Genomic DNA, 25,371 nt, shown 5'->3' on the forward strand with positions numbered 1-25,371 from the left:
TATGACATACGCTAATCTGCGTGCACTGTACGCAACCCGTTGAGGAGCGACCATGACAGAACGCACACCCACGAGTAAGTCCCGATGGTGGCCCCGGTCGTGGGAACGTCCGTGGATCGCGCCGCTGGTGGTGATCTGCGTCGTGTTCCTGGCGTTCTCGCTGCCGCCGTACCTCGCCATGACCCCCCGCATCGAGCTGCGGGAGAGCATCTGGATGCTGCACTTCTGGCTGGTGGCCGCCCACATCTCGTTCGGCTCCATCGCGCTGATGGCGTGCTGCGTCCAGGTGTGGCCGTGGTTTCGCGGGCGTTTTCCCGCCGTGCACCGGTGGATCGGCCGGATCTACGTCTTCGCGGGCGTCCTGCCCGCCGGGCTGCTCGGCGTGCTGGTCTCCGTGCTGCACAGCCAGGGCGTGGCCGCCCAGCTCGGGAACCTGCTGCTCAGCCTCCTGTGGCTGTACACGTCGTGGGCCGGCTACCGGGCGGCCCGCGAGCGCCGCTTCGCCGAGCACCGCAAGTGGATGGTGCGCGCCTTCATGCTGTGCTTCTCGATCGTGGTGAACCGGCTCTGGGTGCTGGTGACCCTCGGTCTGGCCATGCCGCAGCTGGAGTCGACGTACAAGGGGGACGAGATCGCGATGGTGCAGTCGGCGACCTCCGCCGCCGTCTGGCTGAGCTGGGTCGTCAACCTCCTCATCGCCGAATGGTGGCTGCAGTATCGCGGCGCCGCCCGCCGTCGCCGGCCCGCCACCCCGCGCACCCCGGAACCCACCGCAGGTTCCGCCACGGGGACCGTCACGGAGCCCATCCCTCAGCAGCCGGCGGCGGTGCCCGCCGGCGCGCAGGACGCGCGCGCGTGATCGCGCGTCGCGACCAGCCCGTGGTGCCGCTCCGCCGCCGATCCATCGACCCGGCCACTCCGGTCATCGACCCCGACCACTCCGAGGGAGATCCCAGCATGTCCGAGCCCACTCGACGCAACCTCCTGCGCGGCACCGCGGCCACGGCGACCGGCGCCGCCGTCGCGGCGCTGGCCGCCCCGGCGGCGGCGCGCGCGGACGGCGACCGCGAGCAGGCGCCGACCTTCGTCCTCGTGCACAGCACGTCCTGCTCGTCGTCCTGGTGGGGGCCGCTGATCGGCGAGCTCGCCCTGCGCGGTCACCGGGCGCTCGCCGTCGACCTGCCCGGCCACGGGCCCGGCGCCTACTACCCCAAGGCGTACCAGGCGCCCCAGGACCTCAAGGCGCTGGCCACCGAGCCCTCACCCACCGCGAAACTCACCGTCGACGACTACGCCGAGCACGTCGAACGCGTCGTCACGCGGGCGAGCGCGCGCGGCCCGGTCATCCTCGCCGGGCACGGTGACGCCGGCGGCGCCGTGCTCGGCAGGCTCGGCAACGCCATTCCCGGCCGCATCAGGCACCTCGTCTACATCGACGCCTTCCTCTGCGTGGACCTGGCCACCATGGGCGACTACCAGCAGGTGCCGGAGAACGGCGGCGCACTGCCCGTCCCGGCGATCGGGAACCCGGCCGAGCTGGGCGTCGCCCGCATCAACTGGCGCTCGGGGAACCCCAAGGACGTCGCGGCCTTCAAGGCGGCCCTCGCCGCCGACTTCACCGACGAGGCGCTGCGCGCCATGCTCAACTCCCTCCAGCCCGACGAGGCCGCCGCCGTGTGGGGCGCGGACGTCAAGGTCGACGCCCGTACGTGGGGGCGCATCCCGCGCACGTACGTCCGATTCAGCAAGGACCGTACGTTCCCTGTGGCGTTGCAGGACCGGATGATCCGCGAAGCCGACCGGCTCACCCCTCGCAACCGCTTCAAGGTGCACACCGTGGCCGCACCCCACGCCGGGCCCCTGCACCGGCCCGAGATCGTCAAGATCCTCGACGGTCTCGCCTGACCGCTAACGGGCCTGCTCCTGGGCCGGCCGCCCCCGGTATCCGGCCAGGAGCGCGCCCACGGCGGTGCGGATCGACTCGCCCACGTCGTCCTCGATGCCGGTGGTCAGTGCGGTGAACAGGATGCCCAGCACGCTCATCTCCAGCAGCATCGCGTCGTCGTCGGTGACGTCGATGCCGGCGGCGCGGCACTGGCGGGCGATGAGGTCGCGCCTGCCGCGGATGGCCTCGGTGAGCCGGCTCCGCAGGTGGGGGCTGCGGTTGCTCTCCAGGTGCAGCTCGAACAGGGCCAGCGGCTCGTGGGGGTCCTCGGTCAGCATCGAGGTCATGACCGCCACCAGGGCCTGCTCCAGATCGGCGGGCGCGAGCGGGCGTACGACATGGCTGTCCACGCGCTCGCCGAGGCGCCGGGTGATCCGCTCGATGATCCCGTTGACCAGGGCGTCGCGGGTGCGGAAGTAGCGCGAGGTGGTGCCCGCCGGCACCGCGGCGGCGGTGTCGACCGCCCGGTGGGTCAGCCCGCGTGACCCCTGTTCTGCGAGCACGGCGATGGCGGCGTCGGCGATGCGATCACGGCGCTGCGGGTTAGGCGCTGGCACGGTCCGGTCGGTCTCCCGGGTCGGGGTGGTCTGCCTGGCCACACCATTTCACCAGAGCCGCGCGGATGCCGTCGTGATCGCCGGCCCAGGCGACGTAACCGTCGGGCCGGATCAGCGCGGCCCGCGGCCCGAGCCGGCCGAGGGGCCGGACCTGCCGTACGCGGTCCCGCCATGGGGCGGCCACGCCGTCGTCCGCCAGCAGGACGAAGCGGCCGTCACGCAGCACCTCGTACAGGCGGCCCTGATCCGTCGGCCCGTCCACGGCTCGACGGCCCGCGAGCGGGTGGGGGCGCGCTTCGCCGGGCGGATAGGCGATCTCCAGCCCGGACAGTGTCCCGAGGATGCGGCGGCGGCCGGCGCCGGTGCGCAACAGCGCCGCCATGACCCGCCGGTTGATCTCCAGGCGGATGCCGGATCCGGCCAGCACCAACCGGGTGAGGCGGTCGGTCATCGCCAGTACGGCGGCGCCCACCGGATGCCGTTCCGCGTGGTAGGTGTCGAGCAGCCACCGCGGAGCCCAGCCACGCAGCTCGGCGGCGAGCTTCCAGCCGAGGTTGACGGCGTCCTGGATGCCGGTGTTCATGCCCTGGCCGCCGACGGGTGAGCTCACGTGCGCGGCGTCCCCGATCAGGAAGACCCGGCCGGACCGGTAGTCGCGGGCCTGGCGGCGTTCGGCGGCGAATCGGGAGAACCAGCGCGGCTCGCTCATGTCGTAGTCGGTGCCTGCGATGCGGTGGAACGCGTCGCGAATCTGCGCGAAGCTCGCCTCCCCTGCCTCGGAGTCGCCGTTCAGCAGCCACGCGCCGACCCGGAACCAGCCGTCTCCGAACGGTATCGCCACGATCGCGCCCTGGGCGCTCACCTGGTTGATGGGCGGCAGGCCGGGGCCGGGGACGCGGACGTCGGCCAGCAGCATGGGCATGCTGTAGGTCTCCCCGGTGAAGCCCACGTCCAGCAGTTCGCGTACGGTGCTGTGCGCGCCGTCGGCGCCGATGACATACCTGGCCGGCAGATCGGTTCCGTCCGCCAGCGTGAGCCGGACGGATTCCGCGTCCTGGGAGAGGCCGACGACGTTCGCGTTCCTGACGATCTCCACGCCGAGTTCGGCGGCGCGCTCGCGCAGGACCTCCTCCGTGCCGCTCTGCGGCACGATCAGCAGCATCGGATACCGGGTGTCGAGCCGGCCGAAGTCCACGCGGGTCGCGTAGCCGGGGTGCACGGTCCGCAGCGGGTTACCCCTCGCGACCAGTTCATCGGCCATGCCCCTGGCGTCGAGCAGCTCCAGGGCCCGGGCGTGCAGGCCGAACGCCCGGGTGACGGCGGAGTCGGTGCCGCGCTTCTCCACGATCGTGCAGGACACGCCCGCCAGGGCCAGCTCACAGGCGACCATCAGGCCGGTCGGGCCGGCCCCCACGATGACGACGTCGTTCATGACGCTCCCTCGGTCATTCGCTACATTTGTAGCGCTACATCTGTAGCGTACATCGTGACGCGTGAACCGAGAAGAAGGCACATCGAGACCTACCTGACCGGGGCGGGGACGCGTACGGCGAGCAGGGCGACGTCGTCGTCGTTGTCGTCGGGGCGGGTGCGGTCGAGGAGCAGGTCGCAGAGGGGTTCCAGGGGACGGCCGGCCAGTGCGGCGGCGTTCCCGCACAACCGGGACAGCCCCTCGTCGAGGGAGTCGCTGGGGGACTCGATCAGCCCGTCCGTGTAGAGCAGCAGGGTAGAGCGCGGCGGCAGTTCGGTGAAGGCGTCGGCGCGGTCGCAGGGGAGGCCGGTGCCGAGCAGCAGGCTGTGCCCTTCGTGCAGGAAACGGGTCCGCCCGTCGCTCTCGACCAGGAGCGGGGGCGGATGACCGGCGTTCGTCCAGCGCAGGTGCCACCGTCCGTCCTCGGCGTGCTCGACCCGGCCGAAGACGACGGTGGCCATCGACGGCTCGACCATGCGTCCCACCGCGCGATCGAGCCGGTCCACGACCGCGCTCGGAGGCTCAGGCTGCGTCCCTGCGAAGGCGCGCAGCATGTTGCAGACCTGCGCCATGCCGGCCGCGGCGTCGAGGTCGTGGCCGACCACGTCGCCGATCACCAGGCCGGTGGCCGTGTCGGACAGGACGAAGGCGTCGTACCAGTCGCCGCCGACCTGCGAGGCGCGCGGCGCGGGCACGTAGCGCGCGGCCATCTCCAGCCCCGGCACGCTCGGCAGCCGCGGCAGCAGGTGGCGCTGCATGGTCTCGGCCACCCGACGCTGCCGCTCGTACAGGCGGGCGTTGTCCAGCGCGAGTCCCGCCCGGCGGGCGATGTCCTCGACCAGCAGGAGGTCGGCCGCGGTGAACGCCCCGGCCCGCTCAGAACGGCCCAGGGTCAGTGCCCCGATCACCTCCCGCAGGCCCCGGATCGGCGCGATGCTCGCGGAGTGCATGCCGGTCACCTCGAAGAGCTTCCGCTGGGCGACCGCGATGCCGGAGTCCGGAGGCCCCTGGTAGTTCTCCGGGCCGGCCAGCGTCGCGGTCACCCCGCGCAGCGCCCGCGACAGGGGCATCGGGGACTCCTGCGGCACCGGCGGCATCGGGCCCTCCAGGTCCTCCCGGTGCACCAGGACGCCGTTCTCGTGGTGCACCACGGCGGTGCGCGACACCTTTCCCCCCTCGGTGAGCAGGTCCACCACCGCCCAGTCCGCCAGCAGCGGCACCACCAGGCGCACCAGCTGCTGCAGCGCCTCGCCGACGTCCAGGGTCGAGGTGAGCGTGGTGGTCGTCTCCGCGAGCAGGGTCAGCCGGTCGAGATCGGACATCGCCTCCGCACGGGTCACCACCTCGGTGGTCTCGGACGGCGCGATCTCGTGGAAGATCACCAGCGTGCCCGTCCTTCCCGTGGCGATCCGGCAGGGAGTGATCATCCAGGAGACCGCCAGCAGAGAGCCGTCCCCGCGTTCGTACCACTCCTGCTCGCCCTGCGCGGTCCTGCCCGTGAGGTGCGTCTGCCTCATCAGGCACCTGGCCAGCGGCACGCGCTCGCCGAGTTTCCCCCGGTGCAGCAGTTCATGGGCGTCCTGCCCGATCAGCTCGGCGGCGGTCCTGCCGAGCAACCGCTCGGCCCGCGGGTTGACGTCGACGATCAGCCCTCGTTCGTCCACCATGTACGTCCCCGCGTCGATCAGGTCCGGCAACCGGCGGGGCGGCTCACTCCCACCGTCAAACATCGCCCGATGTCCCCTCGGCGCCTGGAACCTTCAATGCCCGCTCCCCTCCGTCTCCCGCTCTGCTCGCTTTACCCAAACGCCGTCCCCTCATCCTCACGGCGCGGATCGCGGGATCATCAGATGAGGCGGCGTTCGAGTGCGACGGCCACGGCGGCGGTGCGGGAGTCGACGCCGAGTTTGGCGAAGATGTGCTTGAGGTGCGTTTTGACGGTGGTCTCACTGATCAGGAGGGCCCGGGCGACCTCCTTGTTGGCGGCGCCGCACGCGAGGAGCCTGAGGACCTCCAGCTCGCGGGGGCTCGGAGCGGCCGCGGGAGGACCCCCGGGGGCGGGCATGAGGCGCGCGGCCAACCGGGTGGTGATCTTGGGGGCGAGGACCCGGCCGCCGGCCGCGGCGGTGCGGACCGCGGCGTGCAACTCCTCGCGCGGGGCGTCCTTGAGCAGGTAGCCGGAGACGCCCGCGGCCAGAGCGCGGGACACGTCGGCGTCATCGTCGTAGGTGGTCAGGATGATCACGCGGATCTCCGGGTGATCGGCGGCCAGGCGTTCGATGGTGCCGACGCCGTCGAGCACCGGCATGCGCAGGTCCATCAGCACCACGCCGGGTCGCGCCGAGCGGGCCAGGGCGAGCGCCTCGCGGCCGTCGGCTGCGGCGGCGACCACCGTGATGTCCGGGACGCCGTCGAACATGCCGCGAAGCCCGTCGCGGACCACCGGGTGGTCATCGACGATCATCAGGCGCAGGGGATGGTCAGGCACACCGCGGTCCCTTCTCCCGGCGTCGACTCGACGGTCACGCTACCGCCGGAACGGGCCGCGCGCTCGCCCATCGCCGTCAGGCCGTAGCCGCCGCCGGTGGACATGCCGTCGAACCCGACGCCGTCGTCGAGCACGTCCAGCGTGACCTCGTCGTCCATGTAGGAGAGGGTCAGCGCCACGTGCCTGGCCGACGCGTGCCTGGCCACGTTGGCCAGCGACTCCTGAGCCGCGCGCAGGATCGTGGTCTCCGCCTCGGCGGGGAGCGGGCGGGGCAGGCCGTGGACGGAGACGGTGACCGGGACGCCGGTGGCGCCGGACCAGCGGCCGGCCACGGTGCCGAGGGCCCGGTCGAGGCTGTCGCGCTCCAGCGGTTCGGGGCGGAGCGCGTCCACCGAGCGCCGGGCCTCGTTCAGGCTGTCCCTGGCGAGCCGCTTGGCCAGCGCGATCCGCCGGCGTACGGCCTCCCGGTCGTCGATGCCCTGCTCGGCGGCCTCGAGCTGGGCGATGATCCCGCTGAACCCCTGGGCCAGCGTGTCGTGGATCTCCCTGGCCAGCCTGGCCCGCTCCTCCAGCACCCCCACCACGTGGCTCTGCTCGCTGTGCCGGATCAGGTGGCGGACGAACTGGCCGAGGAAGAGCACCAGCGCGCCGCCCGCCACCTGCCCCAGCAGGGACGAGGGCTCGGGGTCGGCGAGCGCCGAGGACACGCTCGCCGACCCCACCAGGAGCACCGCCCCGGCGTGGCCCCACCAGGCCGGCAGCAGCACGTACGGGATGGGGAACATGCCGAACATCACGATCTCGTAGACCGAGTCCCTGCCGATGAGCACGAAGAGCAGGGCCACGAGGACCAGGAGGTGCCAGCCCATCGGGTGCGGGCGTTCCATGAGCTCAGGACGGCGGGCGACGAAGAACCCGTGCCAGGCGGCCATCAGCCCGCTCAGCCCGAGCGTCGTCCACGTGCCGGCCGTCAGGGGCCCGCCTCTGAGCGCGGCGACGCCGGCCGCGCTCGCCAGGCATGCGTAGAAGAGGAGATGGAACGCCCGGAGCCATCGGGTGTCGCCGGACCCCGCCGCCGGGTCGCCGGTCATCGGGTCACTCCCAGCGGAACAGCGCCGCCGCGACTGCCGTACATGCCGCGATTATCCCCGCCATCAGCAGGAGCGGCAGCAGGGACGGCGTTCCCGACCAGCTCTCGCGCAGCGCGACGACGGCCGGGGTCAGCGGCAGGTAGTCGCCGAGCCCCCGCATCGCCTCCGGCAGGAACTCGCGCGGCACGGCCGCCCCCGCCAGGAAGATCATCGGAAACATGACCATCAGGCCCGCGAGGTGCGCCGTCCGCGCGCGCGGCGCCACCGCCGCGATCAGGAAGCCGACCGAGTAGTTCATCAGCGCGCACAGCAGGAAGGCCAGCGCCAGCGCGACGGGATGGGCGGGCGGTGGGACGTCGAACACCACCATCCCGGCGCAGACGATGACGGCCGCGCCCGCGATCCCCATCACGAGTTGCGCGACCACCTGGCCGGTCAGCAGCGCGAACGGAGAGATCGGCGTGGTCGCCAGGCGGCGCAGCACCTTGCGCTCGCGATAGGTCGCCACGATGCCGGGCAATGTGGCGATCCCGCCGATGGCCAGGATCATCCCCATGTAGCCCGCCACGTACGTCTCCATCTTGGGAGCGTCGCCGCGCAGCATCAGCAGCATCAGCGGGAAGGCCACCATGAAGAAGAGGCTTCCAGGGTCGCGGGCGAGCAGCGTCAGCTCGGCCGTCGACAGGTGGGCGAACGCGCGTGCCGTGCCCTTGCTCGTCATCGGGTCTCTCCTGCCAGTGCGAGGTACGCGTCTTCCAGCGAGGCCGCGCCCGTCTCGGCGATCAGCTCGCGCGGGGTGCCGAGCGCGACGATCCGGCCGTGGCCGAAGACGGCCACCCGGTCACACAGCTCCTCGGCCTCGTCCATGAAATGGCTGACCAGCACCACCGTGGTGCCCGCCGCCTTGAGGTCGCCGAGCAGGGCCCAGGTCTCCCGCCGCGCGACCGGGTCCAGGCCGGTGGTCAGCTCGTCGAGCACGACCAGGCCGGGCCGGCCGACGAGCGCGAGCGCGAGCTGCAGTCGCTGCTTCTGTCCGCCGGACAGGTCCGCGAACGCCTTGTTCCTGATCGGTGCGAGACTCCACCGGTCCAGCAGGGCCCGCCAGTCATCCGGTTCGTCATAGAACGCGGAGAACAACCGCATCGCCTCCGCCACTCGCATGCGGGCGGGCAGCTCGCTCTCCTGTAACTGCGCGCCGATCCGCCGCGCGAGGGCCCGGCGGGACCGTACCGGGTCCAGGCCGAGCACGCTGATCGTGCCCGAGTCCGCGCGGCGCAGCCCGATCAGGCACTCCACGGTCGTGGTCTTCCCCGCGCCGTTGTGGCCGAGGATTCCGAACGTCTCCCCGGCGGCCACCGTGAACGACACCCCGTCCACCGCTCGTGTGCCGCCGTAGCTCTTCTGGAGGTCTGTGACCTCGATCGCCGTCATGGGACGAGCATGTCCGGCGGCCAGAACCCCGGGTATCGCCCGTACGGGCGCGGCCCATCCCTCCTTTGGAGGATGCCTTCGGAGGATCGGGGCGGTCGAAGCCTGACGGTCGCAGGGCTGGGTAGGCGATCTGGAGTCCCAAGGTCGAGGGGGTGACCGTGATGGGCAGATCCGAACCGTATGAGCCTTACGACGAGCCGGACCTGCTGGGACAGTATCTCGCCCAGATCGGCAGGACGCCGCTGCTGACGGCCGGGGAGGAGGTGGAGCTCGCCAAGCGCATCGAAGCAGGCGTGTACGCCAGGCACCGGCTCGACGAGGGCCACGGGGACGGGGAACTGGCGGCGATCGCGGCGGACGGCGAGCTTGCCAAGGACCACATGCTGCGGGCGAACCTGCGCCTCGTCGTGTCCACCGCCAGGAAGTACTACCGCCGCGGCTGGCCGCTGCTGGACCTCATCCAGGAGGGCAATCTCGGGCTGATCCACGCGGTGGAGAAGTTCGACTACACCAGGGGCTACAAGTTCTCCACCTACGCCACGTGGTGGATCAGGCAGTCCATCGACCGTGGCCTGGCCGACAAGAGCAGGGCCGTCCGCCTGCCCGTGCACGTCGCCGACCAGGTGGCCAAGGTCAACCGGCTGGAACGCGAGCTGGAGACCCTGCTGGGGCGGGAGCCGGCCGACGAGGAGGTCGCGCGGGCGGCCGACGTGACCGTGGAGCGGCTCGCCCACCTGCGCAAGGTGAGCCGTGACGTGGTCAGCCTGGACACTCCGTTGGGAGACGACGCCGAGACCCGGTTCGGCGACCTGCTCGCCGACGAGACCATTCCCGCCTCGGAGGTGATGGAGCACCGGGCGCTCGCCGAGGAGTTGCGCGAGGTGGTCGATCGGCTGCCGGAGCGTGAGGCCGTCATCATCACGCTGCGGTACGGGCTGAGCGACGGGAAGACGCACACGTACCAGGAGATCGGCGACATGCTCGGGCTGACCCGCGAGCGGATACGCCAGCTGGAGCGGCGGGCCCTGGGCGCGCTGCGCCGTCCCGAGCGGGCGCGGCCACTGCAGGTCTGGGCCGGTTGATCAGGTCCGCTCCCGGTTGATCAGGTCTGCTCGGGGCCGTCCGTCCTGACGGCCGGGTGCTCCTCGTGCTCCTGGTCGGCGTGCTCCTCGTGCTCGGTGCGGAGGGGGATCTTCTCGCCGCCGTACGCACGGCTCATCCTGACCCTGAGGCGGCCCAGGGGGCCGCGGGCGGCCTTGGGCGGCACGCCCTCACGGCCGTCCGCGGTCAGCATGGGAACGGCGGACTTGCCCCGCACGTGGGCGTCGATGTCCTCCGCGGGCGGCGCGTGGACCTCGATGAACTCTCCGTACGGCAGGCGCTTGACGATGCCGGACTCCACTCCGTGGCCGACGACGGAGGCGTCCGACCGCTGCAGGCCCAGGCACATCCGGTAGGTGATCAGGTAGGCCAGCGCCGGGCCCAGGAAGATCAGCACCCGGCCGCCGATCGTCGTCCAGGTGAGGCTGATGTGGAAGTTGGACGAGATGACGTCGTTGGCGCCGAGCAGCCACAGAGTCCCGTAGAACGTGATGGCCGCCATGCCGATCGAGGTGCGGTGCGGGTGGTTGCGCGGGCGCTCGACGATGTGGTGCTCGCGCCGGTCGCCGGTGACCCATCGTTCCAGGAACGGAAAGAGCGCCAGGCCGGTGATGATCAGCCCGAGTGGCACCAGCGCCGGTATCAGCACGCTCAGCGGCAGCGTGAACCCCAGGAAGTTGATCTCCCACGCGGTCATGAGGCGCAGCGCGCCCTCCAGGAAGCCCATGTACCAGTCCGGCTGGGATCCGGCGGAGATGTCCGACGGCGTGTACGGCCCGAACAACCAGATGGGGTTGATCTGCACGAAGGTCGCCAGACCCGCCAGAACAGCGGCCGTGAACAGCATGTACGCCCCCGACTTGGCCATGAAGGCGGGCAGCAGCGGCGCCCCGACGACGTTTCGCTCGGTCCGCCCCTTGCCCGGCATCTGCGTGTGCTTCTGCACCCACATGAGGACCAGATGGGCGGTGACGAGCGCGACAAGAATGCCGGGGATGAGCAGGATGTGCAACGCGTAGAAGCGCGGGATCACGATCCTGCCGGGATACTCCCCGCCGAAGAGGAAGAACGACAGGTACGTGCCGACCACCGGGATCGACAGGAACACGCCCTGCGTGATCCGCAACCCGGCCCCCGACAGCAGGTCATCGGGCAGGGAGTAGCCGGTGAGCCCCTCGAACAGGGCCAGCGTGAACAGCCCGATGCCGATCAGCCAGTTCAGCTCACGGGGTTTGCGGTAGGCGCCGGTGAAGAACACCCGCAGCATGTGGGCCGTCAGACCGGCGACGAACAGCAGGGCCGCCCAGTGGTGGATCTGCCTGATCAGCAGCCCGCCCCGCACCTCGAAAGTGATCTCCAGCGTCGACGCGTACGCCGCGGACATCCCCACGCCCTTGAGCGGCGCGTAGGGGCCGTCGTAATAGACGTGCTCCATGCTCGGGTTGAACCAGAAGGTCAGGAACGTTCCAGTCAGCAGCAGAATGATGAACGCGTAAAGCGCGATCTCCCCCAGCAGGAACGACCAATGGTCCGGGAATATCTTGCGCAAATTGCGCTTGAGAAAATTCGCCCCACCCAGGCGGTCGTCAAGATATCTGCTTGGCCCGGCGATGAATTCCGGCGGTGTGGTCATTCGTGGCCTCCCCATGGCCGATGGCTCCAGCGCCTAGGGCACGGGCAAGGAAACAAATTCCCGGGACGGCTCGGGATATGCATGTGACGATTACGCGGGTGGCTCCCGCGGCTTTTCCTCGTCGACGATCTCCGCGTCCACGACCTCCTCTTCGTCTGTCTTCCGCTGTTCGTCCCCGGCACTCGTGTCCGAGGCCGGGCGCTGCGCCTGCGCGTAGATCGCCTGGCCGGCCTTCTGCGCGGCGGCGGAGACCCGCTCGGCGGCCTGCTTGACCGCGTCGGCGTCCTCGCCCTTCAGCCGCTCCCTCAGCTCCCCGAGCGTGTCCTCGATCTCGGATCTGACCTCCGGCGGGATCCTCTCGGGGTTGTCCCGCAGCAGCGCCTCCGTGGAGTAGAGGAGCGACTCGGCGTTGTTGCGCGTCTCGGCGGTCTCGCGCCTGCGGCGGTCCTCCTCGGCGTGCTGCTCCGCCTCGCGGACCATCCGGTCGATGTCGTCCTTCGGGAGCGCGGAACCGCCGGTGATCACTATCGACTGTTCCCTGCCGGTGCCGAGATCCTTGGCGGAGACGTTCATGATGCCGTTGGCGTCGAGGTCGAAGGTGACCTCGATCTGCGGGATCCCGCGCGGGGCCGGCGGCAGGCCGGCCAGCTCGAACATGCCGAGCCTCTTGTTGTACGCGGCGATGTCACGCTCGCCCTGGTAGACCTGGATGGTCACGGACGGCTGGTTGTCCTCGGCCGTGGTGAACACCTCGGAGCGCCTGGTCGGGATCGTGGTGTTGCGCTCGATGAGCCGGGTCATGATGCCGCCCTTGGTCTCGAGGCCCAGGGACAGCGGGGTGACGTCCAGCAGCAGGACGTCCTTGACCTCTCCCTTCAGCACCCCCGCCTGCAGCGCGGCGCCGATCGCCACCACCTCGTCCGGGTTGACCCCCTTGTGCGGCTCCTTGCCGCCGGTCAGCTCACGTACGAGGTCGACCACGGCGGGCATGCGCGTCGCGCCGCCGACGAGGATGACGTGGTCGATGTCGGACGCCTGCAGCCGCGCGTCCTCGATCGCCTGGCGGAAGGGCGCCCTGCAGCGCTCGAGCAGGTCCTGGGTGAGCCGCTCGAGCTGCACGCGGGTCAGCTTCTCGTCCATGTGCAGTGGCCCCTCGGCCGAGGCGGTGATGTACGGCAGGTTGATCGTCGTCTCCTTGACCGACGAAAGCTCGATCTTGGCCCGCTCGGCCGCCTCGCGCATCCGCTGCATCGCCATCTTGTCCCGGGACAGGTCGATGCCGTAGCCGTTCTTGAACTGCGTGACCAGGTGATCGACGATGCGCTGGTCCCAGTCGTCGCCGCCGAGGTGGGTGTCGCCCGCGGTGGCGTTCACCTCGACCACGCCGTCGCCGATGGACAGCAGCGACACGTCGAAGGTGCCGCCGCCCAGGTCGAAGACGAGGATGGTCTGGTCGTTCTCCTTGTCCAGGCCGTACGCGAGCGCGGCGGCGGTCGGCTCGTTGATGATGCGCAGCACCTTCAGGCCGGCGATCTCCCCCGCTTCCTTGGTCGCGGTGCGCTGGGCGTCGTCGAAGTACGCGGGGACCGTGATGACGGCCTCCGTCACACCCTCTCCGAGGTACGCCTCGGCGTCGCGCTTCAGCTTCTGCAGCACCCGGGCGGAGATCTCCTGCGCGGTGTAGCGCTTGCCGTCCACGTCCCCTGTCTCGGGGAAGTGCCACGTCGCCTCACCCATGTGGCGTTTCACCGAGCGAGCGGTGCGCTCCACGTTGGTCACCGCCTGCCGCTTGGCGATCTCACCGACCAGCACCTCACCGGCCTTGGAGAACGCGACCACCGACGGGGTCGTCCGAGCTCCCTCGGTGTTGGTGACGACGGTCGGCTCACCGGCTTCCAGCACGCAGACGACCGAGTTCGTCGTGCCCAGATCTATGCCGACGGGACGGGTCATCGACGGCCTCCTTCCTCACAGGGCATGTCACTCGGATGTTCTGTGACCTGCGCGTATGAAAGGAACTTCGTTAAAACTGTACCGCACCCCTTGCCAAGGGGCCCGAACTGCGCTAGCGGCCCGCGTCGGACACCGAGTGGAAACAGCCAGGAAACCACCGCCGGTCTAGACAGGTGGCCAGAGGGCGTCCGAGCCCGACGCGAACGCGCCCTCCCGGACGGAAAGGACCCTTCTTGTGAAGAGCGCGAAAGTAGCCGGCCTGGCGTGCGCGGTGCTGATGCTGGGCCTCGCGACCCCCACCGCGGCCGCCGCCGACCGCCCCGGACTGGGGGACGTACAGCGGGCGCTGTCAGAGCTGGCCGCGAGTCCCGAGGTGGTGGGCGCGATCGGCGCCGTCTACGTCGACGGCGAACAGGCCGGCCAGGGCTCGGCGGGCTCCCGCCTGCTGGACGGCAAGGGCGGCAGGATCCCGGCCGACGCCCGCTTCCGGGTCGGCTCCCAGACCAAGTCCATGACCCAGGTCGTCCTCATGCAGCTGGTCGGTGAGGGCAGGCTCGCCCTGGACGACAAGCTCAGCGACCTGCTGCCCGCGGTGGTCGAGAAGGACCTGGTGGAGCGGGCCGACGAGATCACCGTGGAGCAGCTGGTCCACCACACCTCGGGCATCCCCAACTGGTACACCCCCGAGCTGGTCGACGGCTTCGACTTCACCACCAACTACTCGCCGACGGACCTGATCGCCAAGTCACGTACCGTGCCGCGCTCCCAGGAGCCCGGCGAGAAGTTCTCCTACTCCAACACCAACTACTACCTGCTCGGGCTGATCATCGAGGATCTCACAGGGGAGACGGTGTCCGCCGAGTTCGAGCGGCGGATCTTCGGCCCACTCGGACTTGACGACACGTACCTGCCGGTCAGGTTCCCCGGAGGGATCAAGGGCCCGCACGGCCACGGCTACTTCCCCGACGAGAACGGCGAACTCGTGGACGTCGACCGCCTCAACATGAGCTACGGCTACGCCGCAGGAGGAGTGATCTCGACCGCGGACGACCTGGCCGCCTACCACCACGCGCTGGCCGGCGAAGAGCTGCTGTCGAAGGAGCTGAAGGACGCGCTGAACGCCGGCCGGGTGCCTGGCGATCCCGGCCAGGAGCCCTCCGACCCGCGCGCGTGCGGCACGTACGGGCTGATGAAGGGCAGCTCGTACGGCTTCAACGCCGTCACCTACAAGTCGCAGGACGCCGGCGTGCAGTTCGTCGTGTCCACCACGCTCGCCACCTCCAACCAGGACCCCGCTCTCAACCAGCTGATCAAGAAGGCGGCGGAGGCCGTCCTCTGCCCGGACGAGTAGCCCACCGCCATCACCCTTACCGGGCGGCCGCGACGCCGACTATCGCCTGAGTGGTGTGGTCGCTTGGGGACGCGCGTGCGACCGCCCCACGAGGACGGGGACGCGGCGGGCATCCGCGCGTGCCCGCATCAGCCGCCGCAGCCGGCGCCGCCTGCGACCCGCGTGCAGCGCCTGCCCGCCGGCCCAGCTCATGACTGCCACGACGGTGAACGCGGCGAGCCGTACGAGGTCGTCGTGACCGAATGCCAACTCCCCGCCGCCATGCACCAGGAAGCCCGTCGCGAAGCACCACGCCATCACCCCCGTCGCCAGCGCGGCCGGGAGCCGTCTCGCCCAGACGCCGAACAAGCCGACCGCCACCGCCATCACGACGACACGGGCCGTCCTCTCGGGGAAGGCCAGAGCGGCCACGGCGCACCCGCCGAGTACGGCGCCGAATCCGGCCGGAATCAGCCCCGCCATCGAATGCCCGCGCATTGACCATTCCTTTCACCGGGGAATGGTTTCATGTAATCGGCCCTGGAGGCCGCGAGCGCCATTTCCTACGGAATTACTACGCGACCGCTACGACCGCCGACGCATTGTTTACGCGCCCTCGCAGTACCAGAGGGTCAGCCCTTTCCGACCGGCCGCCTGTGATGGCGCAGGCCGGACATCCGCCAGGTCGCGGCGCCCGCCAGGAAGCCGGCCAGCAGGAAGGCGAAGACGGCCTCCACCGGTCCCAGCGGCCGGGGCGCCGGCCGGCCCCGGCGGTCGAGCCAGATCCGCGCCTCCGTGCCGGAAACGCGGTCCAGCGGCGCCCGCACTCTGCCGTCGCGCCGCACCCCGGCCTCGTCCCGCCAGGTCACGCCGGCCACGATGGCTCCTTCCTCGACCACCCGGACGACGACCTGGCGATGGGTGTCGTGGTACGCCCGCGCCGCGTCGACGACGGAGCCGGCGGCCGGCGCTCCGGCGGCGCAGGCGACGACGAGCGCGATGACGGTGCGTGGCGAGAACCGGGTGACCGTCGCCCGGGTTGTGACGTTCAAGGATGCTCCTACATGGGGATTCATCCTCATGTTCGCCCGAGGAGGAGCCGTTCACCGTCTTCCATACGCAAGCCGGACGCTCATTTCACGCATGCCTCCGTGAAACATACGGTGCCCGGCGAGCCCAGAGGAGAAGCCGCATGAGCCAGAACCGACCGACCCTGAGCTATCCGCTGGAGAGCCGGACGGCGTTGGAGCCGCCGGCCGAGTGGGCCGAGCTGCGCCGGGGCTGCCCGGTCGCCTCCGTCAGGCTGCCCAGCGGGGACGAGGCGAAGCTGGTGACCCGCTACGAGGACGTCAAGCAGGTGATGGCCGACCCACGCTTCACCCGTCGGCTCAGCGCGGACGACGCGGCGCGGCTCACGGACAGCGCGTCGGGCGGGTTGTTCAACAGCGAGATCGCGAAGATCATCCCGGACGGCGGGGAAGGGCACCAGCGGTGGCGGCGGCTGGTCGGCAAGTGGTTCACCGCCAAACGCATGGCCGCGCTCCGGCCGCGGATGGCCGAGATCGCCGAGCGGCTCATCGACGACATGGTCAAGCGCGGCCAACCGGCCGATCTCAGGGCGGGCCTGGGTTTCCCGCTGCCGGTCTACGTGATCTGCGACATGCTCGGCGTGCCGGCCGCCGACCGTGACCGGTTCTCGTACTGGTCCGACACGTTGCTCAACCTCACCCGCTACGGCGACGCGGAGATCAACGCGGCGCAGGCGGAGTTCTTCGAGTACATGTCCACACACGTCGCCGCCAAGCGGGAGCAGCCGGGCGATGACCTGCTCAGTGCGCTGATCAGGGAGAGCGTCGTAGAGGGCGAGGGGCTGTCCGACATGGAGCTGCTGGTGACCGGGATGGGTCTGCTGGTCGCCGGGCACGAGACCACCGCGAACATGATCGGCAAGATGGTGTCCATGCTGCTGGCGGACCGTGCGCGCTGGGAGCGGCTGCTGGCCGACCCGTCGCTGGTGCGCTCGGCGGTGGAGGAGTCGCTGCGCTTCGACGCCAACTCCGGCTTCGGCCTGCCCCGATACCTGCCTGAAGAGGCGGAGATCGGCGGGACCATGATGCCGCGCGGCACCACCGTGATCTGCAACATGGCCGCGGCGAACCGCGACGAGAGCGCCTTCGACCACGCTGACCAGATGGACCTGGACCGCAGCCCGAACCCGCACCTGGCCTTCGGCGCCGGCGCCCACTCCTGCCTCGGGCAGTCGCTGGCCCGGACGGAGCTGCAGGTCGTCCTGGAGGTGCTGCTGCGCAGGCTGCCCACGCTGGAGCTGGCCGTGCCCGCCGACGAGCTGGAGCGCCTCGACGGGCTCATCGTCGGCGGGCTGCGCGAGGTCCCGGTGCGGTGGTGATCGTCAGAGGCGCCATGATCAACGCGGCTCGTACGAATCCACGGCCACGTTCGACCTGAGCTGCTGGAGGCGGAACACGCTGAGGAAGTCGTCGTCCCCGTAACCGGCGGCCGTCGTCTCCCTGAACTGGCCGAGCGCGCCGGTGGTGATCGGCATCGGCACGCCGTTCGCCGCGCCCTGGCACACCGCCAGCTTCAGATCCTTGACCATGCCCGCGGTCGTGAACGTCGCCTGGTAGTCCCGCGCCGCGAGCGCCTCCGACTTGTAGGCGAGGAAGGGACTCGCGATCACCGTGTTGCCGAGCGCGTCGAGCAGCACCTCCCGCGACACCCCACACGACTCGGCCAGGACGGTGGCCTCGGCCAGTGCCTCCACGGTGACGGCCAGCATCAGGTTGGTGGCCAGCTTGACCACCCGCGACTCCTCTTCCGCACCCACGACGGCGTGCTTGGGCGTGACGTCGTCGAGCACGTCGCGCGCGGCGTCCAGCGCCTCCGGCGGCCCTGAGAGCAGGAGGGCGGCGTTCCCGGCCGCGACGACGCCTGGCGTGCCGCTCACGGCGCCGCGGACGTACGCGACGCCGCGTTCCGCCGCGGCGCCCGCCACCGCCCGCGAGGACCCCACGTCGATCGTCGAGAGGTCCACGAGGGTCGATCCCGCCTCCATGGCCGCGATCCCGCCGTGATCGACGAGCACGGAGCGCACCGCGTTGCCGTCCGTCAGGATCGAGACGACGACGCGCGCGCCCCGCACGGCGGCCACGAGGTCGCGTTCCGCGCGGATCCGCGGCCCCGCCAGCGCCTGCGCCGTCTCCGGTGTCCGGTTCCACACGACGACGTCCCGCCCGGCTCCGCCCCAGCGACGGGCCATGGCGGCGCCCATCTTCCCCGCCCCGATCAGGGTGACCGACTGTGCCATGACAACTCCTCGGTGACCGGGCTCGCCGGAGGACGGGCGGGCCGCCCGAGGAGTCCCCGCCGAGCCGTCACCTGGCAACGTGCCCGAGAGCGTACGGACGAAGCGCCTGCTCGTACCCGGTCACCGTGACGTTGTCGACGAGGTCCACCCCCGCCGGCCGGCAGGCGCGCAGCAGCGTGCCGTGCGGGTCGCTGCGGTGGATCACCATGAAGGGAAAGCCGTGACGCCGCCCCACGTCCCGCAGGTCGAGGCTGGTCAGGACGCCGGACTCGAGGTCAGGCCCTTCCTGGTGAGCGCGAGAGCGTTGGACAGCCCGCCGATGCCGCCTCCGACCACGATGACGTCGACGTCGTTGCGGTCCGTGTGCATGTGTGGGGGGAGCCTTCCATGGGGTCGCGCCGGGCTAGAGCCACCGGGGAAGCTCGGGCGCGGGCCCGCCAGGGCCGGTGACGCCGTGCGCGGGGCGGCCCGAGAGGTACGCCGCGAGCCCCCCTAGGGTGCCGGTCACCGGGATGGGGTCGCCGGCCCCTGAGACCGCCCACGTGCGGTCGTGGTCGGTGGCCGTGAGGGTGAGCGCGGGGCCGTCGCCCGACCGTTTGGCGGCGATGTCCCCGATCAGGGCGACGCGGAAGTCCGCGGGCAGATCGTCGAAGCCAACCCCGGCGCCGAGGTCGACGGCGTGGATCATGACCTCGCGCGCGCGCATCCAGGGGATCTCCTCCGCGGGCACGCCGCGACCCTGCGCGGTGCGGACCTGGCGGGCCCACTGCCGATCGTCCAACTCCGAGAGCCGCGCGTCGAGGGTCTCGGCGGCCCGTACGGCCCAGGTCCGGAGCTCGGCCGCCGGCCGGACGGCGCCGGCCTCGATGTCGGCGTCACGCTGCTCAGGGGAGGCGTACATCGGGGTCTCCTCGCCGGTACGCGCCCAATGCGCGAGGTTGACCAACGCGTCGGCGTTCGCCGCGACGTGGGCCAGCAGGTGCCTGCCGGTCCAGCCGTCGAGCGCGATCAGCCGGTCCAGCCGGTCGTCCGGCAGGGCGTCCAACGCGCCGAAGAACGTCTTGGTGCCCTCGGCCGTCCAGCGCAGGCTGTCGGCCCGGCTCCGGTCGGCGCCCATCAGCCGCGCACCGCACGGGCACGGCCATCACTGGTACGGATTGTGGGGAATTTCATAGGGTCCGTCATATCAGGCTCCTTAGATGTGGCGCGGCACCATGGCGAGTCCCCAGGACTCGCCATGGTGCCAGCTTGTCTCCTGTCCACCTCTGAGGAACAGCGGATTCTGCTATGCGGAATCCGCCCGGACGAGCTCACCGGCCGTCCGCCGGTGGGCCGTCACTTGCACACGTACCCGTGAGGCCCGTGGACGAGCTTGCAGGCCCGCTTGTAGGAGTCGATGATCGACACCTGCTGGGTCTCGTCGGCCACCACGGTGACCGTCCCGGGTGTGATGATCGGCTGGCTGATCAGATTGACGGCCTTGTTGTCGCCGGTGATGGGCTCGGTGATCGTGCACACGCTCCCGGCCGGCAGGCCGCTGATCGTCCGCTGGACGGTGCCCGCGGCCGCGCCGGCGCGCACGGTCAGCGTGCGGCGACGGTTCAGGGCGGCATCCGTGGCCTGGCAGTTCACCCGGATCACGATCTTGCCCTGGTGACCAGCCCCCTTGCCGCTGATGTGCTTGATGACCCGCACGCGGCCGGCCTCGAACGGCTCAAGAGTCGCGCCGGCCCGCGCGGTCAACTGGGTCTGCCGGGCCAGGACGAGCTTCTGGGCGTTCTCCAGGGTGGGATTCGTCCCGTCGTAGAGCAGCACGGTGCCCACGAGCGCGGTGACCGCTCGTTCGAGCACGAAGCCCTGGGGATCCGCGTCCGAGACGCTTCTGGCCCACAACCTCGCGCCGGGCCGCACCGTGGCGCCCTCCGCGAGCGCGTTCGTCCCGTTCGGGTCGGTGAAGACCTCCACCCCCTCCAGGTGGATCGCCGACGGGCCGTCCGCGGTCACCGTGAACGGGCCGACGATCTCCCCGGTCGCGGGGGCGGCCATGCTCTCCGGCGTGACCGTCAGCTCCGGCTCGGCCGGCTCCGTGCCCGGTCCGTTGGCCAGGGCGTCCGCGACGATCTCGGCGGTGTACGTCCTGACCGGGCTGTCGACGGCCAGGACGTAGTCGTCGCTGAAGAACCAGATGGCCGCCTGGACGGCGGCCGCCCGCATGGCGACGGTGGGGGCGGCCGCGGGCTCGCCGGTGGCCGGGTAGTGGTTCCTCAGGATGTAACCGATGTAACCCATGTTGGGGACGTTCGCCTCGGTCCAGTCGCCGAGCTCGTAGTTGACCCCGATCTCGGTGTCCGTCTCCAGGTCGATGCAGTAGGTGAGACCCGTTCGCGTGGACACCTCCGGGTCCACGATCTGTATCGTCCCCGCATAGGAGACGGCGTGTGCGGTGGAGCCCGCGGGAATGTTCGTGGGATAGCCGGTCAGCGGGTCGAATGCTTCGGGTGCGTCGTACCCGGACACCGCGGTCCCGTCTCCCAAACCGGTGATCACGGCTTCGGTGAACAGACCCGCCGGGTCGTTGAGGCGGGTCGTCGGGTCTGAGTCGATCTCCGCGAACGCGGCCAAGGGGTAGGTCACCGCCTGGACGAGGCTCCACATGACGGCGATCACCACCGCCGCGACGATTGTCTTGGGGGGCCGGAATGCATGGTCATTTCGCCGGTACACGGGCGTCCTCCGCGAGGCTGAAGCAGATGGTTCGAGCATCAGAGCCCGCCGAGATCGGCCACTCTGTGCTGAAACATGATGACAGAGAGTGATGCAAGGGCTGATGACGCAGGTATCCTCCGCGTGGCGGCGCCCATCCGAGGAGAGCAAAACATGATCGTGATCGTCACCGGCGGTTCCCGTGGCATCGGCAGGAGCATCGTCGAACGGCTGTGCGCGGACGGGATCGGCGTCCTGTTCACGCATTCGAGCTCGGACGAGGAAGCCCGCGAGCTCAGCGAACGCCTGGGCCCGCTCGTCCACGGCGTCCGCATGGACGTCACAGAGAAGGACGGCGCGGGCCGCCTGTTCGACCTCGCCGAATCACTGGGCGAGGTGTCAGGGCTGGTGAACAACGCCGGGGTCACCGGCCGGCTGGGCCCCTTCGCCGCCCTGTCCGACGACGACCTGCGCCGCGTCGTGGACGTCAACCTCGTGGCGCCGCTGCGGCTCTGCCGCGAGGCCGCGCGCCGGTGGGCCGGGCGGTCGGGGAGCTCGATCGTCACCGTGTCCTCGGTCGCGGCCCGCACCGGCTCCCCCGGTGAGTACGTCGCCTACGCCGCGACCAAGGCGGCGGTGGAGACCATGACGGTCGGCCTGGCCAAGGAGCTGGCCCCCGGCGTACGCGTCAACGCCGTGTCGCCGGGGACCATCGAGACCACGATCCACGCCAGGGCGGGCGAGCCAGGCCGGGCGTGGCGGGTGGCCGAACGCATCCCCATGGGCCGTCCCGGCAAGCCAGAGGAGATCGCCGAGGCGGTCGCGTGGCTGCTGTCGGACAAGGCGTCGTACGTCACCGGAGCCGTACTCGACGTGTCGGGTGGCCTGTGAGCCTGTGATTCAGGTGGCCGGAGTGGGGATGACTATGGTAGGGCAACCGGAGGCCCGCAGACCGCCGCGAAGCTCCAGAAATCCTCAGCGTTCGCTGTGGGAGAGCTGGGACCTGGCCACCAGGGCCAGGTCCCGCACATAGGTGTGCTAGGACTTGGAATGAGTCTATTGCCGGGGCACTCATCAATTCCCGGTACTGTCCAGGACAATTGCGTGATTTCGGCAGTCCATCCGAACAGAGGAGAGATCGGTTCTATGCGGGTATTGGTCCTGGGTGGTGACGGGTATCTCGGCTGGGCCACGGCCCTTTACCTGTCGCAGTGCGGCCACGATGTAGCCGTCGCGGACAACTTCGTCCGGCGCCAGTACGACTTCGAGCTGGGCGCGGACAGCCTGGTGCCGATCGAGTCCCTGCAGGTCCGCACCGCGGCCTGGCGGGAGTTGACGGGCAAGTCGATCGAGATGTTCGTCGGCGACCTGACCGACGCGGACTTCACGTACCAGATGATCAAGGACTTCCGTCCTGAGTCGGTCGTGCACTTCGCCGAGCAGCGGGCCGCGCCGTACTCGATGATCGACCGCAAGCACGCCGTCTACACACAGGTCAACAACGTGGTCGGCACGCTCAACCTGCTGTACGCGATCAACGAGATCGACCGGGACATCCACCTGGTGAAGCTCGGCACGATGGGCGAGTACGGCACCCCCAACATCGACATCGAGGAAGGCTGGCTGGAGCTGGAGCACAAGGGGCGCACCGACCGCGTGCTGTTCCCCAAGCGGCCCGGCTCGTTCTATCACCTGTCCAAGGTGCACGACAGCCACAACATGGAGTTCGCGTGCCGGATCTGGGGCCTGCGGGCCACGGACCTGAACCAGGGCGTGGTCTACGGTCAGCAGACCGCTGAGACGATGCTGGACGACCGGCTGGCCACGCGCTTCGACTACGACGCGGTCTTCGGCACGGTGCTCAACCGGTTCGTCGTCCAGGCCGTGCTCGGCCACCCCCTGACGGTCTACGGCAGCGGCGGCCAGACCCGCGGGATCATCGACATCCGCGACACCGTCCGCTGCATCCAGCTGGCGTGCGAAAACCCCGCCGACCCCGGCGAGTTCCGCGTGTTCAACCAGATGACCGAGTCCATGTCGGTCCTGGACATCGCGCGGACGGTCGCCGAGTGCTACCCCGGCGAGGTCACCATCGACCACCTCGAAAACCCCCGCGTCGAGTACGAACAGCACTACTACAACGTGACCCACAGCGGCCTGGTGGAACTCGGGCTTGAGCCGCACCTGCTGTCGGACACGCTGATCACCTCGCTGTTCGACATCGCCAAGCGCTACGGCGACCGGGCCAACCTGGAGACCATGCGGCCGGGAGTCGACTGGCGCGGCACCGGCGGGCAACCATGACGGCGGGCCAGGGCGAGGGCGCGTTTGCCCGCGCCACCGGCCGCAGCACCCAGGCGGAGGAGGGCGGGGCGGACAAGCCCCGCTACCGGCGCTACCAGTACGACCTGATCGCCCCGCACTGCGGGCCCAGCATGCTGGAGGTCGGCGCGGGGCTGGGCGAGTTCGCGGCCCAGTTCACCGACCGGGAGCGCCTGCTCGTCACCGACGTCGACCCCGACGCCGTGGAGGTGCTGAAGGCGCGTTTCGCCGACCGCGGCAACGTCCGGGCCCTGCAGTTCGACCTCGACTCAGGGGCGCGCCTGGACGACCCGGTCGACTCCATCGTGGCGATCAACGTCCTCGAGCACTTCGACGACGACGTCGCGACGCTGTCCCTGCTGTCCCGTTCGGTCCGTCCTGGCGGCACCATCGTGCTGTGGGTGCCCGCCTACCCGGCCCTGTACGGCGACTTCGACCGCAGGGTCGGGCACTTCCGCCGCTACACCCCCGCCTCCCTCCGCGAGGCCGCCCAGCGGGCCGGCCTGCGGGTGGAGGTGTCCCGCCCGGTCAACCTGCTCGGCGGCGTGGCGTGGTGGGCGGCGGTGCGCCTCGGGCGGGCCGCCACCCCCAAGGCGGGCGCGGTCGGCCTGTACGACCGCGTCCTGATCCCGGTGACCAGGGTCCTGGACCGCGTCCTGCCGATCCCCTTCGGGCAGTCGGTGCTGGGCGTCCTCCGGGTGCCCAGAGACGGCTCCGACGCGGGACGGCGCGACGATCGTGGCTGATCTGCTCAACCGGTCGCCCAACCGGCTGCTGGGCCGCCTGCGCGGCCGGCTGCCTCGCATCCTCACCCGCTACACGGCAGGTTCCGTGATCGCGGGGGTGGTGAGCGAGGTCACGCTGCTGACGGCGTACGGGACGGGGCTGCTCGGCCCCGGCCAGGCGTCGGCGGCCGGGTGGGCGAGCGGCGCGGTGGTGAACTACGTGCTCAACCGGTGGTGGGTGTGGCGGCGCCGCGGAGTGCCCAAGCCGGTGCGCGAGGTGCTGGCCTACTGGCTGACCGCGCTGGCCGGTCTGGGCATCTCCACGTGGGCGACCGAAGCGGCCGGCCGCTTCGCGGCGCACCTCGCGGAAGGTCCCAGGCTCGCCGTGGTGGGCGCCGTGTTCCTAGGCGTCTACGGGCTGTTGTTCGTCGCGAAGTTCGTGCTGTTCCACTACTTCATCTTCGCTGATAAATCCCGCTCGGAGGCCGGCTCGGGCGCGGGCGCCGGGGCGGATCGCCGCTCCCGCCACCAGGTGCCGAGCACGACCCGGGAGTAGCGGAAACCGTAGACCAGGTTGCCGCCCTTCTTCGTGGTGCCCGCGACACGCAGCCGCATCGTCGCGGGCACCTCGGCGACCCGGTAGCCGCGCGAGATCACCCCGATCAGCAGCTCGGACGATTGGTACTGCGGCTGGCGCAGCTCGACGACCCCGGTGACGTGCGCGCGCATCGCCCGCATCCCGAAGGAGGTGTCGGTGATGCGCTGCCCGGTCAGCCGGCTGATCAGCCACGCGAACACGTGCACCCCGGCCCGGCGGACCCGGTCGTAGGTCTCCTGGCGGCCGAGCACCCGTGAGCCGGTCACGAAATCGGCCTCGCCCCGCAGCACCGGCGCCAGGATCCGGGGTATGTCGGCCGGGTCGTACTGGCCGTCGGCGTCCGTGGTCACGATGTAGGCGGCGCCGCCGGAACGGGCGAGGCGGTAGCCGAGCCGCAGGGCCGCGCCCTGCCCCCGGTTGACCGGCACGTCACAGACCAGGGCGCCGGCCTTGCGGGCCACCGCCGCGGTGTCGTCGTCGGAGCCGTCCACGACCACGACGGTCGCGCACTCGTGCCCGTCGATCTCGGCCGGGATCGACGCGACCACCTCGCCGATCCCCTCGGCCTCGTTGTAGGCCGCGATCACGACCGCGATCGGGGGCAGGTGAGTGCCGTACTCGGCGGTGAACGCGGCCACCGCCGACGCGTCGATCCCGGCATTGGTGTCCATGCCGGAGTCCATGGCAGAGTCCATATC

At 70.6% G+C, this 25,371-nt stretch carries 26 protein-coding genes; 9 read left to right on the forward strand and 17 right to left on the reverse strand.

The window, feature by feature from the left end:
* Positions 1 to 52 precede the first annotated feature (52 nt).
* Together ITP53_RS04585 and ITP53_RS04590 are read left to right on the forward strand one after the other, a co-directional pair.
* Positions 53 to 859: a DUF2306 domain-containing protein gene (locus ITP53_RS04585; protein ID WP_195894008.1), complete on the forward strand. Its 807-nt coding sequence runs from the start codon at positions 53 to 55 to the stop codon at positions 857 to 859.
* Entirely contained in the window at positions 856 to 1,905 is a 1,050-nt protein-coding gene (locus tag ITP53_RS04590; protein WP_328813955.1) for an alpha/beta hydrolase, read from the forward strand. Before ITP53_RS04585 ends, ITP53_RS04590 begins: the two co-directional genes overlap by 4 nt.
* Before the next feature lie 3 nt (positions 1,906 to 1,908).
* On the opposite strand, the gene ITP53_RS60080 is transcribed toward ITP53_RS04590, so the two are convergent.
* From ITP53_RS60080 to ITP53_RS04625, 7 genes are all read right to left on the reverse strand, one after another.
* Positions 1,909 to 2,502 carry a TetR/AcrR family transcriptional regulator gene (locus tag ITP53_RS60080; protein ID WP_195894009.1) on the reverse strand — a complete coding sequence of 198 codons (594 nt, stop codon included), beginning with the start codon at positions 2,500 to 2,502 and terminating at the stop codon, positions 1,909 to 1,911.
* Positions 2,489 to 3,934, reverse strand: a complete 1,446-nt coding sequence (locus ITP53_RS04600) for an FAD-dependent oxidoreductase (protein WP_195894010.1) — start codon at positions 3,932 to 3,934, stop codon at positions 2,489 to 2,491. The genes ITP53_RS60080 and ITP53_RS04600 overlap by 14 nt, the downstream gene beginning before the upstream one ends.
* 89 nt (positions 3,935 to 4,023) lie before the next feature.
* The gene (locus ITP53_RS04605) at positions 4,024 to 5,703 is read right to left on the reverse strand and encodes a SpoIIE family protein phosphatase (RefSeq protein ID WP_195894011.1); all 1,680 of its coding nucleotides are present in this window, start codon (positions 5,701 to 5,703) and stop codon (positions 4,024 to 4,026) included.
* A gap of 116 nt (positions 5,704 to 5,819) precedes the next feature.
* Positions 5,820 to 6,461 (reverse strand): response regulator transcription factor, encoded by a 642-nt coding sequence (locus tag ITP53_RS04610; protein WP_328813958.1) that lies wholly within the window; start codon positions 6,459 to 6,461, stop codon positions 5,820 to 5,822.
* Positions 6,437 to 7,552 (reverse strand): sensor histidine kinase, encoded by a 1,116-nt coding sequence (locus tag ITP53_RS04615; protein ID WP_195894012.1) that lies wholly within the window; start codon positions 7,550 to 7,552, stop codon positions 6,437 to 6,439. Before ITP53_RS04615 ends, ITP53_RS04610 begins: the two co-directional genes overlap by 25 nt.
* Positions 7,553 to 7,556: 4 nt before the next feature.
* Positions 7,557 to 8,273, reverse strand: a complete 717-nt coding sequence (locus tag ITP53_RS04620; RefSeq protein WP_195894013.1) for an ABC transporter permease — start codon at positions 8,271 to 8,273, stop codon at positions 7,557 to 7,559.
* Positions 8,270 to 8,983, reverse strand: coding sequence for an ABC transporter ATP-binding protein (locus ITP53_RS04625; RefSeq protein WP_195894014.1), 714 nt, complete (start codon positions 8,981 to 8,983; stop codon positions 8,270 to 8,272). Before ITP53_RS04625 ends, ITP53_RS04620 begins: the two co-directional genes overlap by 4 nt.
* Positions 8,984 to 9,144: 161 nt before the next feature.
* Here ITP53_RS04625 and ITP53_RS04630 point away from each other — a divergent pair, with 161 nt between their 5' ends.
* Positions 9,145 to 10,065, forward strand: a complete 921-nt coding sequence (locus ITP53_RS04630; RefSeq protein WP_195894015.1) for a sigma-70 family RNA polymerase sigma factor — start codon at positions 9,145 to 9,147, stop codon at positions 10,063 to 10,065.
* A 20-nt stretch (positions 10,066 to 10,085) separates the two neighbouring features.
* On the opposite strand, the gene qcrB is transcribed toward ITP53_RS04630, so the two are convergent.
* Together qcrB and dnaK are read right to left on the reverse strand one after the other, a co-directional pair.
* A complete protein-coding gene (qcrB, locus tag ITP53_RS04635; protein WP_195894016.1) occupies positions 10,086 to 11,717 on the reverse strand; it encodes a cytochrome bc1 complex cytochrome b subunit in 1,632 nt (543 codons plus the stop codon).
* Positions 11,718 to 11,807: 90 nt separating this feature from the next.
* Positions 11,808 to 13,670, reverse strand: a complete 1,863-nt coding sequence (gene dnaK, locus ITP53_RS04640; RefSeq protein ID WP_195894017.1) for a molecular chaperone DnaK — start codon at positions 13,668 to 13,670, stop codon at positions 11,808 to 11,810.
* Between the two features lie 235 nt (positions 13,671 to 13,905).
* On the opposite strand from dnaK, the gene ITP53_RS04645 reads away from it, so the two are divergent.
* Positions 13,906 to 15,021: a serine hydrolase domain-containing protein gene (locus ITP53_RS04645; RefSeq protein WP_195894018.1), complete on the forward strand. Its 1,116-nt coding sequence runs from the start codon at positions 13,906 to 13,908 to the stop codon at positions 15,019 to 15,021.
* Between the two features lie 39 nt (positions 15,022 to 15,060).
* Here the strand turns inward: ITP53_RS04645 and ITP53_RS04650 are convergent, their stop codons facing one another.
* Positions 15,061 to 15,498, reverse strand: coding sequence for a hypothetical protein (locus ITP53_RS04650; protein WP_195894019.1), 438 nt, complete (start codon positions 15,496 to 15,498; stop codon positions 15,061 to 15,063).
* Positions 15,499 to 15,632: 134 nt separating this feature from the next.
* Complete coding sequence (locus tag ITP53_RS04655) at positions 15,633 to 16,052, reverse strand: hypothetical protein (RefSeq protein ID WP_195894020.1); 420 nt, start codon at positions 16,050 to 16,052, stop codon at positions 15,633 to 15,635.
* A 140-nt stretch (positions 16,053 to 16,192) separates the two neighbouring features.
* On the opposite strand from ITP53_RS04655, the gene ITP53_RS04660 reads away from it, so the two are divergent.
* A complete protein-coding gene (locus ITP53_RS04660) occupies positions 16,193 to 17,407 on the forward strand; it encodes a cytochrome P450 (RefSeq protein ID WP_195894021.1) in 1,215 nt (404 codons plus the stop codon).
* Between the two features lie 18 nt (positions 17,408 to 17,425).
* Here the strand turns inward: ITP53_RS04660 and ITP53_RS04665 are convergent, their stop codons facing one another.
* The 5 genes from ITP53_RS04665 to ITP53_RS04680 all read right to left on the reverse strand — a co-directional run bounded on the left by ITP53_RS04665 (position 17,426) and on the right by ITP53_RS04680 (position 20,995).
* On the reverse strand, positions 17,426 to 18,325 hold the full coding sequence (locus ITP53_RS04665; protein ID WP_195894022.1) for an NAD(P)-dependent oxidoreductase: 900 nt from the start codon (positions 18,323 to 18,325) through the stop codon (positions 17,426 to 17,428).
* Between the two features lie 67 nt (positions 18,326 to 18,392).
* Positions 18,393 to 18,533, reverse strand: a complete 141-nt coding sequence (locus ITP53_RS55810) for a hypothetical protein (protein WP_207755526.1) — start codon at positions 18,531 to 18,533, stop codon at positions 18,393 to 18,395.
* A 47-nt stretch (positions 18,534 to 18,580) separates the two neighbouring features.
* Entirely contained in the window at positions 18,581 to 18,694 is a 114-nt protein-coding gene (locus ITP53_RS55815; RefSeq protein WP_207755527.1) for an FAD-binding protein, read from the reverse strand.
* 34 nt (positions 18,695 to 18,728) lie between these two features.
* Positions 18,729 to 19,442: a maleylpyruvate isomerase family mycothiol-dependent enzyme gene (locus tag ITP53_RS04675; protein WP_195894023.1), complete on the reverse strand. Its 714-nt coding sequence runs from the start codon at positions 19,440 to 19,442 to the stop codon at positions 18,729 to 18,731.
* 218 nt (positions 19,443 to 19,660) lie between these two features.
* On the reverse strand, positions 19,661 to 20,995 hold the full coding sequence (locus ITP53_RS04680) for a DUF5979 domain-containing protein (protein ID WP_195894024.1): 1,335 nt from the start codon (positions 20,993 to 20,995) through the stop codon (positions 19,661 to 19,663).
* A gap of 207 nt (positions 20,996 to 21,202) precedes the next feature.
* Between ITP53_RS04680 and ITP53_RS04685 the strand changes: the two genes are divergently transcribed.
* The 4 genes from ITP53_RS04685 to ITP53_RS04700 all read left to right on the forward strand — a co-directional run bounded on the left by ITP53_RS04685 (position 21,203) and on the right by ITP53_RS04700 (position 24,631).
* A complete protein-coding gene (locus tag ITP53_RS04685; protein ID WP_195894025.1) occupies positions 21,203 to 21,919 on the forward strand; it encodes an SDR family NAD(P)-dependent oxidoreductase in 717 nt (238 codons plus the stop codon).
* A 255-nt stretch (positions 21,920 to 22,174) separates the two neighbouring features.
* Positions 22,175 to 23,332: an NAD-dependent epimerase/dehydratase family protein gene (locus tag ITP53_RS04690; protein ID WP_195894026.1), complete on the forward strand. Its 1,158-nt coding sequence runs from the start codon at positions 22,175 to 22,177 to the stop codon at positions 23,330 to 23,332.
* Positions 23,329 to 24,096: a class I SAM-dependent methyltransferase gene (locus ITP53_RS59045; RefSeq protein WP_195894027.1), complete on the forward strand. Its 768-nt coding sequence runs from the start codon at positions 23,329 to 23,331 to the stop codon at positions 24,094 to 24,096. The genes ITP53_RS04690 and ITP53_RS59045 overlap by 4 nt, the downstream gene beginning before the upstream one ends.
* Positions 24,089 to 24,631: a GtrA family protein gene (locus ITP53_RS04700; RefSeq protein WP_195894028.1), complete on the forward strand. Its 543-nt coding sequence runs from the start codon at positions 24,089 to 24,091 to the stop codon at positions 24,629 to 24,631. Before ITP53_RS59045 ends, ITP53_RS04700 begins: the two co-directional genes overlap by 8 nt.
* Here the strand turns inward: ITP53_RS04700 and ITP53_RS04705 are convergent.
* Positions 24,526 to 25,368, reverse strand: a complete 843-nt coding sequence (locus ITP53_RS04705; RefSeq protein WP_207755528.1) for a glycosyltransferase family 2 protein — start codon at positions 25,366 to 25,368, stop codon at positions 24,526 to 24,528. The two genes, ITP53_RS04700 and ITP53_RS04705, sit on opposite strands and share 106 nt — an antisense overlap.
* Positions 25,369 to 25,371: the final 3 nt, after the last annotated feature.

The sequence above is a fragment of the Nonomuraea cypriaca genome (assembly GCF_015645445.1).
In the GTDB taxonomy this organism is placed as follows: Bacteria; Actinomycetota; Actinomycetes; order Streptosporangiales; family Streptosporangiaceae; genus Nonomuraea; species Nonomuraea cypriaca.